The following is a 15902-nucleotide window of genomic DNA, read 5'->3' on the forward strand; positions in this document are numbered from 1 at the left end:
TTTATTATTCAGTTTCCAGAAAACAAACACCACCCTACTCTAGGCCCATCCACTGAACACGCAGGACAACGCCATGAGCCAGATATCCAGCCAGACCCACGCCATCTCGATCAACCCCGCCACCGGCGAGCAGATCGGCCATTACGCCTTTGAATCCGCAGAAGCCCTCGACGCCGCACTGACCCGCGCCGCTTACGGTTTCGGCAAGTGGAAACGCAAGCCGCTGCAAGATCGCTCTCGCGCCCTGACCGCCCTGGCCGCTGCGCTGCGTGAAGGCGCCGAAGCCATGGCGACCATGATCACCCTGGAAATGGGCAAGCCTATCGCCCAGGCCCGCGGTGAAATTGAAAAATGCGCCAAGCTCTGCGAGTGGTACGCCGAACACGGCCCGGCCATGCTCGACGCTGAACCGACCCAGGTGGAAGGTGGCAAAGCGCGTATCGAATACCGCCCGCTCGGCCCGATCCTGGCGGTGATGCCATGGAACTTCCCGATCTGGCAAGTGCTGCGCGGCGCAGTACCGGCGCTGATCGCCGGCAACACTTATGTGCTCAAGCATGCGCCGAACGTGATGGGCAGCGCCTATCTGCTGCGCGACGCTTTCACCCGCGCCGGATTTGCCGACGGCGTGTTTGAAGTGATCAACGTCACCCCCGAAGGCGTTTCCACCGCCATCGCCGATCCACGGATTGCCGCCGTGACCCTGACCGGCAGCGTCCGCGCCGGCATGGCCATCGGTGCTCAGGCCGGGGCCGCGTTGAAAAAATGCGTACTGGAACTGGGCGGCTCCGACCCGTTCATCGTGCTCAACGATGCGGATCTGGACGAAGCCGTACAAGCCGCCGTCATCGGTCGCTACCAGAACTCCGGCCAAGTCTGCGCCGCCGCCAAACGGCTGATCATCGAAGAAGGCGTAGTTGAAGAATTCACCCGCAAATTCGTCGAAGCCACACGCGCGTTGAAGGTGGGCGATCCGTTGGTGGCTGACACGTACATCGGCCCGATGGCGCGTTTCGATCTGCGCGACGAACTGGATCAACAAGTACGCGACACTCTCGAAGAAGGCGCGACGTTGCTGCTCGGCGGCGGCAAGTCTGAAGGTGTGGGCAATTATTACCAGCCCACCGTGCTGGCGGATGTCACCGACCGCATGACCTCGTTCAAACAGGAACTGTTCGGCCCGGTCGCCTCGATCATCACCGCCCGCGATTGTGCCCATGCCGTGGCGCTGGCGAACGACAGCGAGTTCGGCCTGACCGCAACGATCTACACCGCCAACGTGCAACTGGCCCAGCAACTGACCAGCGAACTGGACACCGGCGGCGTGTTCATCAACGGTTACTCCGCCAGCGATCCACGCGTGACCTTCGGCGGCGTGAAGAAGAGTGGTTTCGGTCGCGAACTGTCGCACTTTGGCGTGCGCGAGTTCTGCAATGCGCAGACCGTGTGGCTGGATCGTAAATAACCCGCACACCCGCTCCCAAACTGGACGTGTGGCGCAACCAGAAAATCGTCCATCACAGATCAAACCTGTGGGAGCGGGCTTGCTCGCGAAGAGGCCGGTAAAGCCAGCGTAATACTTTGCTATTACGCCGACTCGCGCACCAGCAACACCCGCGTCACTCGCCGTTCCTCAACAGCCTTGACGGTCATCTGCCAGCCTTCATATTCCAAACGATCACCAATCATCGGCAGCCGATCCAGCAAACTCATCACCAAACCGGCAACCGTCTGATAATCCTCGGTCGGTTCGGCACCGAAACCAGTGCGCTGGCGCACGCGCGCCAGGTTCAACGCACCACTGACGATGAAGCCACCCTGCTCTTCCACCACATCTGGCCCTTCGATTTCGCTGGCATCAGGCAGCTCGCCGGCAATCGACTCGAGAATGTCAGTCATGGTCAACACCCCCACAAAATCGCCGAATTCGTTGACCACAAAGGCAATGTGGGTCGACGCGGCGCGCATCTGTTCCAGCGCATTGAGGATCGAATAGCTGTCGAGCAAGTTGATGGTCTTGCGCGCCAGGTGTTCCAGGTTCGGCTCAGTGCCGGCCAGGTACTCCTTGAGCAGTTCCTTCTTGTGCACGAAGCCCAGCGGCTCATCCACCACGCCGTCGCGGATCAGCGGCAGGCGCGAGTAGGACGAGTGCATCAACTTCGTGCGAATCGCATCGGCATCGTCGGCCAAATCAATGGTGTCAACGTCGGCGCGCACGGTCATCAGGCCACGGATCGGCCGTTCGGCCAATTGCAGCACGCCGCTGATCATCACCCGTTCACGTCGGTCGAACAGCTCGGTGCCTGGCGCGTCGCCATCGTCCAGCAGGTCAGAAATTTCCTCGCCGACCTCCTCCACCGCCAATTTACGTCCACCCAGCAAACGCAACACTGCATGTGCAGTACGCTCACGCATCGGACGCAGCCCCTGCATCGAACGCTTGCGGCGAGCCCGTGCGATCTGGTTGAACACCTCGATCAGGATCGAGAAACCGATGGCGGCGTACAGATAGCCTTTCGGGATGTGGAAGCCCAGACCTTCGGCGGTCAAGGCAAAACCGATCATCATCAAGAAGCCCAGACACAGCATGATCACCGTCGGATGTGCGTTGACGAAGCGCGTCAGCGGCTTGCTCGCAACAATCATCAGGCCGATGGAAATGATCACCGCGATCATCATCACCGCCAGTTCATCGACCATGCCCACAGCGGTAATCACCGCATCAAGAGAGAACACGGCGTCGAGCACGACGATCTGCGCAACGATCGGCCAGAACAGCGCATAAGCAGTATTCGTCGAACGTTCGCCGACATGGCCTTCAAGACGCTCGTGCAATTCCATCGTTGCTTTGAACAACAGGAACACGCCACCGAACAGCATGATCAAGTCACGGCCGGAGAAGCTCTTGTCAAACACCTCGAACAACGGCTGTGTGAGCGTGACCAGCCAGGAAATACTCGCCAGCAAGCCCAGGCGCATGATCAGCGCCAACGACAGGCCAATAATGCGTGCACGATCACGCTGATGCGGCGGCAGTTTGTCCGCAAGGATTGCGATGAACACCAGGTTGTCGATACCCAGCACCAGTTCCAGCACGATCAAAGTCAACAAGCCTAACCAGGCCGTGGGATCCGCTAACCATTCCATAAAACGTCTCTATCTCTCTTCAGTGAATTCAGGCTGCCGGACACGGCAAAGCGCAGCGCGAAAGCTCAGTGGCTGCGTTATCAACGATAGTCGGGAGTCGGAAAACCGGATACTGCGAGTGCGTCAAGACCGCACCGTGGCGCGAGGGGAAGCTGTAACTGGGAGGTTCCGCGAGGGTGTTCATGTAAATCCTGCATGAAAAAAGGATTTGGAGCGTACAGCCTGGAGTCACTTTTCTTACAGCCTGAAATCATTTCAAAATCTGTATTTCTTGAGAAATACGTCGTTTCGAACGGCCTCATCGCTAGCAGGCTAGCGATGAGGGCCTCAATAACAACGAGTTAGCGCCCCGCAAACCGCAGGCGCGACAACTCACGCAAATCCCCTTCGACGTAATAATCGTTAGTCCAGCGGTCATCCACCGCCAACGGCCGCACCTGCTTCAATGCCAGTTTCTTCGCGAAATAACGAAACCGGTAATGTTCGTAGAATCGCAGCAACTCAAGTCCGTACCGATCCGCCAGATCGGTATCGCCGCGAATGATCAGATAGTTTTCGTCATTGCCGTTGCTGGCCGAAGCGCTGAAGTTGTGGCTGCCGCTGATGAGGGTCGGCGTGTCAGTGGTGAAGTCAGTCACCACCACTTTGGTGTGCACCAACAGATTGCCCTTCTGGCCTTTCATGTTTTCGCGTAGCCAACCCTCCAGACCGGTGTTGAGTAACGCCGTGGCAGCGAATTCGGCGCTACGATCGGCATGGAACCCGGTGATCCGGCTGGTAGTGTTTTGCAGGCCGAAGCGCAGGATGTCGTCATGGGGTTGGCCAAGCAACGCATTGAGGATCGCGTCAGGCAAAGCGAATGCGGTGACGAACAACACGTCCTTCTTCGCCGCTTCGATGATCTGGACGAACTCGCGCAAATCCGCACCGCCCGTGCGCGGCGAGAAACCGGTGAACAGCGGCTGCGCGGCGTCCATCGGGTTGTGTTCGGTGATCCACGCTCGGGTCGCGCCGACATCTGCCGGTGTCGCCCAGACTTCCTCGAAGGTTTGCAGATAGCGGGTGCTGACCGCCACCTCATCGAGCACATGCACAACGTTGGCCTGACGATAAATACCGTTAGCCGTGAAATTGGTGCTGCCGCACAGCACTGCCTGCGGCTGGCGTTGGCCCGTGGCATCCACATGGCTGAGGACGATGAATTTATTGTGAAAGATGTTGTGAGTGACCCTCCCACGTTTACTGGTCGCTGGCAGCTTCGCCAGGCTCGCTTCGTTGAGCGTGGTGTCGTCGTCATCGGGGCGGGCGTGATACAGCACTCGCACCCGCACGCCCCGTTCGAACGCAGCGTTCACGGCGTCGACGATGGCTTGCAGTTGGTATTCGTAAATCGCGATGTCCAACGCCCACTCACCATCGGTGGCGCGCGCGATAAACCCCAGCAAGCGCCCGAGCAAGCCGTTTTCCAGCCATTGGCGTGCCGCATCGGGCCAGGCTTCGATGGGCATGTTCTTGTTGGCGCTGAGTTGCGCGTCGAGGTCGGGAAACTTGCGCTGGAAGGCCTGACTGGCGGCCACGGCGCGGTTGAAGATCACACGCTGGTTGGCCGGATGACCGTCGTCTGAAGTGATGGTCAACTCCAGCGATTCGCCCAGTTGCGGCGCATCCGGCGTGCCGTAGGCCAAGTGAACGCGATAGTGAATCGTCATCCCCGGATTGACCGCGTAATCGGCCCAGCGGAATTTTTGCAGCGGAGCCTTATCGCTGGGGGTGGCGTGAAACTGCGGGAACGTGTGGGCTTTGCCGGGGAAGGTCAGGCTGTTGAAGAGAAACAGCCAAGGCTTGTCGCCCTGCTGCTTTTCGATGGCAAACCCGAGCAGGCCTTGGCGACGTGACTCGGCGAGGTCCATTGCCAGCAGCACGCCGTTGGTGCCGGCGTAAGCCTTGACGCGAAAATCGTCCTCAGGGTTCTTGACCAGCATTCGCATCGCTCACTCCTTGTGATTGGGCTGGGGTGGAGCATAGAGCAGTGGTTCGAATCGTGTCGGCAGATCCGAAACCGAGTGGATACCATCGCGGGCAAGCCCGGCTCCCAAAGGTCCCGCGGCGGTCACAAAACCTGTGGGAGCCGGAATTGCCCGCGACATGGCCCTGTCAGCCGCTGCAGGTTTCAGAGGTCATCGATATGCCGATACTCCGCCCCCAGCGCCCCCGCCAGATCCTTCGCCCGGCCCAACCGAATCGGCCCACGCTCGATATCAATCAACAGCCCCGGGCACCCGAGCGCCGACAACCCCGACCACGCCTTCAAACGCCCATCCGTCACCACCAGCAAACGCTGTTGCTCGACAGGAAAGCGCTTGCGCCGCACCGTCAGCCACTGCTGCGCCTGCGTCAACGCCGCGAGCAACGGCGTCCCGCCCCCCGCGCCCAACCCATCCAGCCAGACACGCAAACCGCTTGAGGCCTTCAGCCCTTGTACCTGCCATTTCGGCACCGCACCACTGGCGGTCAGCAACGCCAGCCGCGTGCGCTGGCGATAGGCGTCGTCAAACAGTTGCGCGAGCAGGCCCTTGGCATCGCTCAGTGCGTTATGACGGCGCGTCGAGGCCGAGGCGTCGACGATCACTAGCCACAATTCTTGGGGCGAGCGGGTGCGCAGTTGAAACAGCAGATCTTCATGCCGTTGCGGACGACCATTGAGCAACGTGCCCGGCCAGTTGACCGAGCCACTGCGAGCCGCATGACGTTTACCCTGGCGTCCGTTGTCGAGCTGTCCGGCGCGGGGTCTGGCATTCGCCCCCGCGTCGGATCGGGGGCGAATGCCTACATCTTTTTTGGCCAGCTCGGCACTTCGCGACGGCTGCCGGTGGCGAGCGCTGGAGCCGGCATGTCGCCCCACTGGCCCTGCCCTTCGTCCGGGTTGGCCTGCGCGTTTGACGGCGATTGCGCGGGTTGTTGCTGAGGACTCGACGGGGCTTGTTCACGACGACGGTGGCGCAAGGCAAATTCCGCCACCGCGTCGATGTCCTCCTCGGCGATGGCCGTGGCGCCGCGCCATGCGGCATGGGCCCGGGCCGCGCGCAACCAAACAAGGTCGGCACGCAGACCATCGACGCCAGCGGCAAAGCAGCGCTCGGTGATTTGCGCCAGTGCCGCATCATCCAGAGGAATGCCGGCCAAGGTACTGCGGGCGGTTTCACAGCGATCGCGAAGGGTTTGCTGCGCGGTTTTCCACAGAGCGCAGAACGCGTGTGGGTCGCTGTCGAAATCCAGTCGTCGACGGATGATCTGACCGCGCTCGGTCGGTGCGGTGTGGCCGCTGAGGGCAACGTTCAAGCCGAAGCGGTCGAGCAGTTGCGGGCGCAACTCGCCCTCCTCCGGGTTCATGGTGCCTATCAGGACGAACTTCGCCGAATGCCGATGGGAGATGCCGTCGCGCTCGATCAGGTTGGTGCCACTGGCAGCTACGTCGAGCAGCAGATCCACCAAATGATCGGGCAAAAGGTTCACTTCATCGACGTACAGCACGCCACCGTCAGCCTTGGCCAGCACTCCGGGGGAAAACTGTGCGCGGCCATCGCTCAGGGCCGCGTCGAGATCAAGGGTACCGACCAGACGTTCTTCGGTGGCGCCCAGCGGAAGCGTGACGAACTGGCCGCTGGCGAGCAGATCCGCAAGGCCACGGGCCAGGGTGGACTTGGCCATGCCGCGTGGGCCTTCGATCAGCACACCACCGATTTTCGGGTCGATGGCGGTGAGGCACAGGGCGAGTTTCAAGTCATCGGCGCCGACCACGGCGGAGAGTGGGAAATGTGGGGTGTCGATCATTATCAGTACTCGGTCATGGTCGGTGAAATGCTTTCAAACTGTGGGAGCAGGCTTGCTCGCGAAGGCGGTGTGTCATTCAACGCATTGGGTGTCTGATACAACGCTTTCGCGAGCAAACCCGCTCCCACATTTGAAATGAGCTGCATCAGGTGTCTTCTTCTATGTCCAGCAGCAGATTTTCGAGAGCCTCTTTATAAGCCCCCGGCTCCTGCCACATCCCCCGCTGTTGCGCTTCAAGCATGCGCTCGGTCATGTCGCGCAGTGCGTGGGGATTATGCTCGCGAACAAAATCCCGGGTGGCCGGATCAAGCAGATAAGCATCGGCCAGCAATGCGTATTGATGATCGTCGATCAACTGCGTCGTCGCGTCGAAGGCAAACAGGTTATCCACGGTCGCCGCCATTTCAAACGCGCCTTTATAGCCGTGGCGTTTGGCCCCGTCGATCCATTTCGGATTCGCAGCCCGCGAGCGAATCACCCGGTTGAGCTCCTCCTTCAAGGTGCGGATCTTCGGCAGATCCGGCTGACTATGATCGCCGTGATAACTCGCCGCTGCTTCGCCGCGCAGGGTCTCCACGGCGGCGAGCATGCCGCCCTGGAACTGGTAATAATCGTTGGAATCGAGCAAATCGTGCTCGCGGTTGTCCTGATTCTGTAGCACCGCTTGCACCTGACTCAAACGCTGAACGAATTGTTCACGGGCTGCGGTGCCTTCGTCGGAGCCACCGTAGGCGTAGGCGCCCCAGTTAACATAAACCTCGGCCAGATCCTCGCGGGTCTGCCACAGACGACCGTCGATGGCGCCCTGCACGCCCGCGCCATAAGCGCCGGGCTTGGCCCCGAAAATCCGCCAACCGGCCTGGCGCCGTGCAGCGTCTTCATCGAGGCCTGATTGCAACAAGGCTTCGCGTTCGGCGCGCACTTTGGCCGCCAAAGGATTGAGATCGTCCGGTTCATCCAGCGCGGCCACCGCTTGCACTGCCGCGTCGAACAAGCGGATCAGGTTCGCAAACGCATCGCGGAAAAACCCGGACACCCGCAGCGTCACGTCAACCCGAGGGCGATCCAGCAGACTCAGCGGCAGGATCTCGAAATCATCGACCCGCTGACTGCCCGTGGCCCATACCGGCCGCACCCCCATCAGCGCCATGGCCTGGGCGATGTCGTCGCCACCGGTACGCATGGTCGCGGTGCCCCACACCGACAGGCCGAGCTGACGCAGGTGGTCACCGTGATCCTGCAAATGTCGTTCGAGAATCAGTGTCGCGGACTGGAACCCGATGCGCCATGCGGTGGTGGTCGGCAGGTTGCGCACATCGACCGAGTAAAAGTTGCGCCCGGTCGGCAGCACGTCGAGCCGGCCTCGACTTGGCGCGCCGCTCGGGCCGGCGGGGACGAAGCGCCCGTTCAAGGCATCGAGCAGGCCGCGCATTTCCGCCGGGCCGCAGGCGTCCAGGCGCGGGGCGACCACTTCGTGCAGCGCCTGGACAATCGCATTCACGTCAGACCAACCCGATCCCTGTGGGAGCGAGCTTGCTCGCGAAAGCGGTGTGTCACTGCAAGCAGTGCTGGCTGACACGACGCCTTCGCGAGCAAGCCCGCTCCCACAGGAGATTTGCAGTGTTTGGGAGATCAGTTTAGTGGCGAACAGTTCGAGTCGTTCGCGGGTATCGCCAGCGGTGCGCCAGACCTCATCGCTGACCTGTTGCAGTTGCTCTGGACGCGGGCCAACCCACGGATCGGCCAATGCACAATCCAACGGATCAAAACCCAGCTCAAATGCCTTTGCCAGCCCCCGCAGCAGGCTCGACTGCGCACCTTTGCCGTCACCGCGTGGAATGCGCAGCAGCGCCAACAACGTATCGACGCGCAAACGCCCGGTCGGTGACTCGCCGAAGATGTGCAGGCCATCGCGGATCTGCGACTCCTTAAGATCGCACAAATAAGTGTCCAGACGCGGCAGCCAGATTGCCGCGTCGGCATCACTGTCCAGCGCCGCGTCCAGTTGCAGTTCGCGATCGATTTGCGTATCGCGCACCAATTGCAGAATGTCGCGCTGCAATTCACGGGCGCGACGCGGATCGAGCAGTTGTGCCTCGTAATATTCGTCCGCCAGCAGTTCCAGATTACGCAGCGGGCCATAGGTTTCGGCGCGGGTCAGCGGTGGCATCAGATGATCGATGATCACCGCTTGCGTACGCCGTTTGGCTTGAGCGCCCTCGCCCGGATCATTGACGATAAACGGGTAGATATTCGGTAGCGGCCCGAGCAGCGCGTCCGGCCAGCAATTCTCCGAGAGCCCGACGCCTTTGCCCGGCAACCATTCGAGGTTGCCGTGCTTGCCGACGTGAATCACGCCGTGGGCGCTGTAGGTGGTGCGCAGCCAGAAATAGAAGGCCAGATAACCGTGTGGCGGCACCAGATCCGGGTCGTGGTAGACCGCACTCGGATCAACCTGATACCCCCGCGCCGGCTGGATGCCGATGAAGGTCAGGCCAAAGCGCAGACCGGCGATCATCATTCGTCCGTCACGGCACATCGGGTCTTTTTGCGGCGCGCCCCAACGTTCAACCACCGCGGCACGATTGGCTTCGGGCAGCGCGTTGAACATCGTCATGTAATCGTCCATCGCCAGACTTTGCAGGCATGGACGCTGGTCAATCGTGTCGAGGTCATTGCTGACGCCACCGAGCAACTGCTGGATCAACTCAGTGCCGCTGTCCGGCAGCTCGGCGGTTATCGGATAGCCCTCAGCCTGCAACGCTCGAAGAATATTCAGCGCGGCTGCCGGCGTGTCGAGGCCAACTCCATTACCGATACGCCCGTCGCGGGTTGGGTAATTGGCAAGGATCAGCGCAATGCGTTTCTCGGCGTTCGGTACCCGCGCGAGATCAATCCAGCGTCGCGCCAGTTCGGCGACAAAATCCATGCGCTCGGGTTGCGCCCGGTAGCAGACCACATCGGATTGGCTACGCTCGCTGCGCCAGGCCAGATCCTTGAAACTGATCGGGCGGCTGATGATGCGTCCGTCGAGTTCCGGCAACGCAATGTGCATTGCCAGATCCCTTGGTCCGAGGCCCTGCGCGCTGTCACGCCAGCCCGGTTCGTTGTCCTGGGCGCAGATTGCCTGGATCACCGGGATGTTGCGACGAAACGGCCGCAGATTCGGCATTTCCGGGCTCGACTGAGCGAAACCGGTGGTGTTGAGAATCACCCCCGCCTCAACTTCATCCAGCCAATCCTCGACCATCGACAGGCAGCCGGGTTCTTTCAGACTGGCCACCGCTATAGGCAGCGGATTGAGTCCCGCTGCCTGCAAGCGCTGACAGAAAACATCGATGAACGCGGTGTTCGCCGCTTGCAAATGCGAGCGGTAAAACAGCACCGCCGCGACCGATAGATCGGGCAGCCAATCGGCTTGCCAGTCACCCAGTGCGGCGATGTTTTTATGCGGATGGTAAATCGCTGTGCGCGGCAGGGGTTGCGGCTCGGCCCAGGCGTAGTCGCGTGCGAACCAGCGATTGGCCAGACAACGGAAAAAGTCCAGGGCATTGCCCATCCCGCCCTGCCGCAAGAACTGCCAGAGCCGGTCGCGATCTATCGCGCCGACGGTGCTCAGATCACTGAGTTCCGGGTCGGGGCGATCACAGCCCGGCACCATAATCACCTGCACACCGCGCTCGGCCAGCTCGACCAGACGCTCGACACCGTAGCGCCAATAGGCGATGCCACCGTGCAGCGAGATCAGAATCACCTTGGCATGGCGTAGCACTTCGTCGACGTACAGATCGACCGAGGCGTGATTCTGCACCTGCATGGGATTGGCCAGGCGCAGGCTCGGATAATCCTCGGGCAATTGCTGCGCCGCTTCGGCGAGCAACGCCAGGCTGGAATCGCCGCTGCACAGGATCACCAGTTCGGCGGGGGTTTGCCCAAGGTCGGCAATGTTGTCATCCGACACGAAACCGCCGGGCTGGGTCCTGAGCAGGTGCATGGCTTAAACGCTGATGGCAGCGCGCAGTTGCGCTTCGAGTTGAGTGGCGTCGAGTTCCTGACCGATCAACACCAGACGCGTGACGCGCGCTTCATCGGCGCCCCACTGGCGGTCGAAATGCTTGTCGAAACGCGTGCCCACGCCTTGAATCAGCAAACGCATCGGTTTGTTCGGTATCGCCGCGAAACCCTTGACGCGCAGGATGCCGTGCTTGACCACCAGTTGCGTCAGCGCGTCGAGCAGCAGGCTTTCATCGGCTTGCGGCAGTTCGATGGAGATTGAGTCGAAGGCGTCGTGATCATGGTCATCGTGGTCGTCATCACCGTCGTGGTGATGATCGTGGTGGCTGTGGCGGCTGTCGATGTGCTCTTCAGAACCGGCGCCGAGGCCGATCAGCACGTCCAACGGCACGCGACCGTTGCTGGCCTCGATGATCTTCACCGCCGGCGGCAGTTCTTCGGCGACCTCAAGACGCACGCGAGCAAGGTCTTGCGGGCTGGTCTGGTCGGCCTTGTTGAGGATCACCAGGTCAGCGCTGGCCAGTTGATCGGCGAACAGTTCGTGCAAGGGCGACTCGTGATCCAGGTTCGGGTCGAGTTTGCGCTGGGCGTCGACCTGATCCGGAAACGCGGCGAAGGTGCCGGCGGCCACGGCCGGGCTATCGACCACGGTGATCACCGCATCGACGGTGCAGGCGCTGCGGATTTCCGGCCACTGGAAAGCTTGTACCAGCGGTTTTGGCAGGGCCAGGCCCGAGGTTTCGATGAGGATGTGGTCGAGGTCGCCGCGACGGGCCACCAGTTCGCGCATCACCGGGAAAAACTCTTCCTGCACCGTGCAGCACAGGCAGCCGTTGGCCAGTTCATAGACGCGGCCGGTGGCTTCTTCTTCGGTGCAGCCGATGGTGCACTGTTTGAGGATTTCACCGTCGATGCCCAACTCGCCGAACTCATTGACGATCACCGCGATGCGACGGCCCTGAGCGTTGTCGAGCATGTGTCGCAACAACGTGGTTTTGCCCGAACCGAGGAAACCGGTGACGATGGTAACGGGGAGTTTGGCCAGTGTTTTCATCGATATGCCCTTTGGCAAGGTGGCGGGCATACGGGACGAGAACCGGCAACGCGCGTGCGCGCCAGAAGCGTTCGCCACCGGATCACCCCGCCCGGTTGTAGTGAGAAACTGTGACGAGGCAGGTCTCCTGGCTGACGGCGTTCAGGCGATGGGCCTGGCATTCACTGCGCCTTCCCGCTGGCGCCTTGTGCAAGGGCTGGCAGTGGCGTGGCAGTGAACTTCACCGTTCACAGTTGCGGGGGCAGCCGCGGCATTGACCGCGTTCCCTTCTTAGCTTCGGCTAGTGCCGAAGAACCTCGAAAGCGCAAGGCTACGCATGGCTTGCTGATGGGTCAATGTTTGGATTGGGGGGTATATCCGTTGCTGCGGTAACGGCTACTTAGGGTTCCGCCCTTACGGCGGTCAATTTTTCCAAACGCCGGGTTAAGGGTTTGTGATTTGGTGGGATTGGGGGCATATCCGTTGCTGCGGGTGTTGCCGCTGGCGGTTTCGCTCTTACAGCGAGTCACCTTTTCCAAACGCCGAAAAGGTAACCCAAAAGGCTTTGCCCCGGCGTACGGCACTTCGCTTAGGCTCAGTGTTCCCTCGCTACGGTGTCCATACGGGGGCATCGCCTCCGGTTTGCTTCGCTGCACCTCCTCTCGATGTATGCGGCTTCGCCGCATGGCGCTGCGCGCCTAACCCCCGGATGAACACCTACGCTCGGCCTGCCGAAGGGGCTGAAGATCAAAAGCCACATCAAAAGCCACATCAAAAGCCAAAGCCAAAGCCAAAGCCAAAGCCAAAGCCAAAGCCAAAGCCAAAGCAGATCAAAAGATCGCAGCCTTCGGCAGCTCCTACACGGGAGTGGGTGTATTCAGTTAGAGATTGGTCGGCTGTCAGGCCGCCATCGCCAGCAGGCCGGCTCCTACAGTTTAGATTGCGTACAGCCCCATGCGGCGCAGCCGCCCCACTCAACACAATGAGCGTTAGCTCGAGTAAAGCTCTTGATCTGAAGGCCCGTCGGCAGGCTGAGTGGAGGGGTTTATCCGGGGGTGGGAGCGCAGCGACCGTTTGGCGAAGCCAAACACATCGAGAAGAGGTGCAGCGAAGCAAACCGGAGGCGATGCCCCACGGATGAATCCCGGAGCGAAGGAACCCGAGCCTAAGCGAGGGCCGAACGTCAGGGCATAGACCTTTTGGTTACTTTTGGGGCGTTTGCCAAAAGTGACCCGCCGTAAGGGCGGAACCCTAAATGGCCGTTACCGCAGCAACGGATCCACCCACAAAATTGACTACATTCCCCAACCCATGCTCTCCTACACAACTTGTTACGGGTGCCCTTCACAGGGTGAAACGGGAAACCGGTGAATCATGTGCTTTACTCAAGCCCATGTCAGTCCGGTGCTGCCCCCGCAACGGTAAGCGAGCGAAGCATCAGATCCACTGTGCCAATACGGCATGGGAAGGAGATGCTTGCAGGTCAGGCCCAGCGCCAACCCCTCGTGAGCCCGGAGACCGGCCCGCAACACACAGCACGCATACCTTTTGTGTCGCTGAACATAACAAACCCGCGGTGGGCGGGCGCTGTTCGAACCCCTGCGCACTCGCACGCCGGGGCTTCATGCGCTCGACTGCCCCGCTGACATTCCAGAGGGAAGCGCCATGTCGATCATCAGCAGCACCGGCAGCAACACGGACAAGATCTCCAGTACCACCACCCTGAGCCAACGCCTGACCGCCGCTGTTTTCGCGTCGATTCTGGGTGCGGGCCTCGTCTACTTCGCCGGTTTCTCGCACATCGAAGCCGTGCACAACGCCGCCCACGATACCCGCCACAGCGCCGCGTTCCCGTGCCACTGAGGCCTGCCGACATGATCAAGCGAATTGCACAAACGGCAGGTTTCAGCGGTCTGCTGGCCGCCCTGCTTCTCACTCTGCTGCAAAGCTTCTGGGTTTCGCCGCTGATTCTGCAGGCAGAAACCTTCGAGAAATCCGAACCTGCAGCACAAGTCCACGAACACGCCGCCGGCTCTGCTGCGCACACCCACGATACCGAAGCCTGGGAGCCGGAAGATGGCTGGCAGCGCGTGATCTCGACTACCGGCGGCAATCTGGTGGTCGCCGTGGGTTTCGCCCTGATGCTCGCAGGGCTCTACACCCTGCGTGCGCCGACCAAAACCTCGCAAGGTCTGCTTTGGGGGCTGGCCGGTTACGCGACGTTCGTACTCGCACCTACCCTTGGCCTGCCGCCTGAGCTGCCGGGCACTGCTGCTGCGGATCTGGCCTCACGGCAGACGTGGTGGATCGGCACAGCCGCCTCTACTGCGGTCGGCCTGGCCCTGATAGCGTTCAGCCGTCACTGGCTGATGAAGATCCTCGGTGTGGCGATCCTCGCGGTGCCACATGTGATCGGCGCGCCACAACCACAAGTGCATTCGATGCTGGCTCCTGAAGCATTGGAAGCTCAGTTCAAAATCGCTTCGCAGCTGACCAACGTGGCGTTCTGGCTGGCCCTTGGCCTGATCAGTGCGTGGTTGTTCCGCCGCAAAAGCGATGGCCAATACCACGCATGACCTGTGACAGCGCCGCGCCGACCTTTGTGGTCGGCCTGGGCTGCCAGCGCGGCTGCCCTGCCAGCACGCTGCGCGCGTTACTCGATCAAGCCTTGCAAGCGCATCGCATCGAGCTTGGAGCGGTCAAAGCCTTGGCCAGTATCGATTTGAAACGCGATGAACCCGGTCTGCAGGAACTTGCTGCACAATTGGCCTTGCCATTGCGCTACTTCAGCCGCGAAGAATTGGCCAATTACCAGCAACGGCTCAGTCACCATTCACAGATCGCCTACGAACGCACCGGTTGCTATGGCGTGGCAGAAAGCGCGGCTTTGGCGCTGGCTGAACAGTTGATTCAGGCACCGGCAAAACTGCTGATATCCCGGCAGAAATACGCTCAGGCAACATTGGCATTGGCTGGCGCTGCGTAAAATCCCGATAATCCCCGTCTTTGATCATGAGCAATCTTCATCTGAAGCATTGCCCGGCCCCGCTTTTCACAGGATTCCTTCATGACCGTCTACTTCATCGGTGCCGGCCCCGGCGACCCGGAACTGATCACCGTCAAGGGCCAACGGCTGATCCGCAATTGCCCGGTGATCATCTATGCAGGTTCGCTGGTACCGGCAGCGGTGCTGGAAGGTCATCAGGCGCAAACGCTGGTCAACAGCGCTGAACTGCATCTGGAACAGATCATCGAGCTGATCAACACCGCGCACGCCAAGGGCCAGGATGTCGCGCGAGTGCATTCGGGAGATCCGAGTCTGTATGGCGCCATTGGCGAGCAGATTCGTTATTTGCGCGAGCTGGATATTCCCTTCGAGATCGTCCCCGGCGTGACGGCAACCGCGGCATGCGCCGCGTTGTTAGGCGCAGAACTGACCCTGCCTGACGTGTCGCAGAGCGTGATACTGACCCGTTATGCCGACAAGACCGCCATGCCTGCGGGCGAAGAACTTGGAAGCCTGGCGCAACATGGCGCGACCATGGCGATCCATCTGGGGGTCAATCATCTGGAGAAAATCCTGACTGAACTGTTGCCGCATTACGGCGAAGACTGCCCGATCGCGGTAATTCACCGGGCGACATGGCCGGATCAGGACTGGGTGGTGGGAACGCTGGGGGATATTGCCCAGAAGGTCGCCGCCAAAGGGTTTCGGCGCACGGCGTTGATTCTGGTTGGGCGGGTGCTGGGCAGTGAGGTATTCAGTGAGTCATCGCTGTATCGCGCCGGGCATGCGCACTTGTATCGACCCTGAAGACGTTCCTGAATATCACGCATAAAAAACGGCGCTCACGGGGCGCCGTTTTTCATGCTCGCA

Annotated in this window: 11 protein-coding genes and 2 riboswitches; of the genes, 5 read left to right on the forward strand and 6 right to left on the reverse strand. The window is 60.9% G+C overall.

The annotated features are described in order from the left end of the window. Positions 1–73: 73 nt before the first annotated feature. A complete protein-coding gene (locus tag K5E40_RS22765; RefSeq protein WP_221732725.1) occupies positions 74–1465 on the forward strand; it encodes an aldehyde dehydrogenase family protein in 1392 nt (463 codons plus the stop codon). 122 nt (positions 1466–1587) lie between these two features. Here the strand turns inward: K5E40_RS22765 and K5E40_RS22770 are convergent, their stop codons facing one another. From K5E40_RS22770 to cobW, 6 genes are all read right to left on the reverse strand, one after another. Continuing rightward, on the reverse strand, positions 1588–3147 hold the full coding sequence (locus K5E40_RS22770) for a TerC family protein (RefSeq protein WP_221732726.1): 1560 nt from the start codon (positions 3145–3147) through the stop codon (positions 1588–1590). Positions 3148–3488: 341 nt separating this feature from the next. Beyond that, entirely contained in the window at positions 3489–5135 is a 1647-nt protein-coding gene (locus K5E40_RS22775; RefSeq protein WP_221732727.1) for a phospholipase D-like domain-containing protein, read from the reverse strand. 182 nt (positions 5136–5317) lie between these two features. Beyond that, the gene (locus tag K5E40_RS22780; RefSeq protein WP_221732728.1) at positions 5318–6049 is read right to left on the reverse strand and encodes a VWA domain-containing protein; all 732 of its coding nucleotides are present in this window, start codon (positions 6047–6049) and stop codon (positions 5318–5320) included. Then, positions 5974–6978: an ATP-binding protein gene (locus K5E40_RS22785; RefSeq protein WP_221732729.1), complete on the reverse strand. Its 1005-nt coding sequence runs from the start codon at positions 6976–6978 to the stop codon at positions 5974–5976. The genes K5E40_RS22780 and K5E40_RS22785 overlap by 76 nt, the downstream gene beginning before the upstream one ends. A 145-nt stretch (positions 6979–7123) precedes the next feature. Beyond that, positions 7124–10972, reverse strand: a complete 3849-nt coding sequence (cobN, locus tag K5E40_RS22790) for a cobaltochelatase subunit CobN (RefSeq protein WP_221732730.1) — start codon at positions 10970–10972, stop codon at positions 7124–7126. A 3-nt stretch (positions 10973–10975) separates the two neighbouring features. Continuing rightward, the gene (cobW, locus tag K5E40_RS22795) at positions 10976–12046 is read right to left on the reverse strand and encodes a cobalamin biosynthesis protein CobW (protein WP_221732731.1); all 1071 of its coding nucleotides are present in this window, start codon (positions 12044–12046) and stop codon (positions 10976–10978) included. A 99-nt stretch (positions 12047–12145) separates the two neighbouring features. Then, a riboswitch (cobalamin riboswitch) is annotated at positions 12146–12360 on the reverse strand. A 983-nt stretch (positions 12361–13343) separates the two neighbouring features. After that, positions 13344–13567: riboswitch (cobalamin riboswitch) on the forward strand. A gap of 123 nt (positions 13568–13690) precedes the next feature. On the opposite strand from cobW, the gene K5E40_RS22800 reads away from it, so the two are divergent. The 4 genes from K5E40_RS22800 (at position 13691) to cobM (ending at position 15839) form a co-directional block, all read left to right on the forward strand. Next, positions 13691–13888 carry a CbtB domain-containing protein gene (locus K5E40_RS22800; protein ID WP_221732732.1) on the forward strand — a complete coding sequence of 66 codons (198 nt, stop codon included), beginning with the start codon at positions 13691–13693 and terminating at the stop codon, positions 13886–13888. Between the two features lie 11 nt (positions 13889–13899). Continuing rightward, positions 13900–14601: a CbtA family protein gene (locus tag K5E40_RS22805; RefSeq protein WP_221732733.1), complete on the forward strand. Its 702-nt coding sequence runs from the start codon at positions 13900–13902 to the stop codon at positions 14599–14601. Then, complete coding sequence (locus K5E40_RS22810) at positions 14598–15011, forward strand: cobalamin biosynthesis protein (protein WP_221732734.1); 414 nt, start codon at positions 14598–14600, stop codon at positions 15009–15011. The genes K5E40_RS22805 and K5E40_RS22810 overlap by 4 nt, the downstream gene beginning before the upstream one ends. Positions 15012–15092: 81 nt before the next feature. Next, positions 15093–15839: a precorrin-4 C(11)-methyltransferase gene (gene cobM / locus K5E40_RS22815; protein ID WP_221732735.1), complete on the forward strand. Its 747-nt coding sequence runs from the start codon at positions 15093–15095 to the stop codon at positions 15837–15839. The last annotated feature ends 63 nt before the right edge of the window (positions 15840–15902 follow it).

It is taken from the genome of Pseudomonas baetica (genome assembly GCF_019733355.1).
In the GTDB taxonomy this organism is placed as follows: Bacteria; Pseudomonadota; Gammaproteobacteria; order Pseudomonadales; family Pseudomonadaceae; genus Aquipseudomonas; species Aquipseudomonas baetica_A.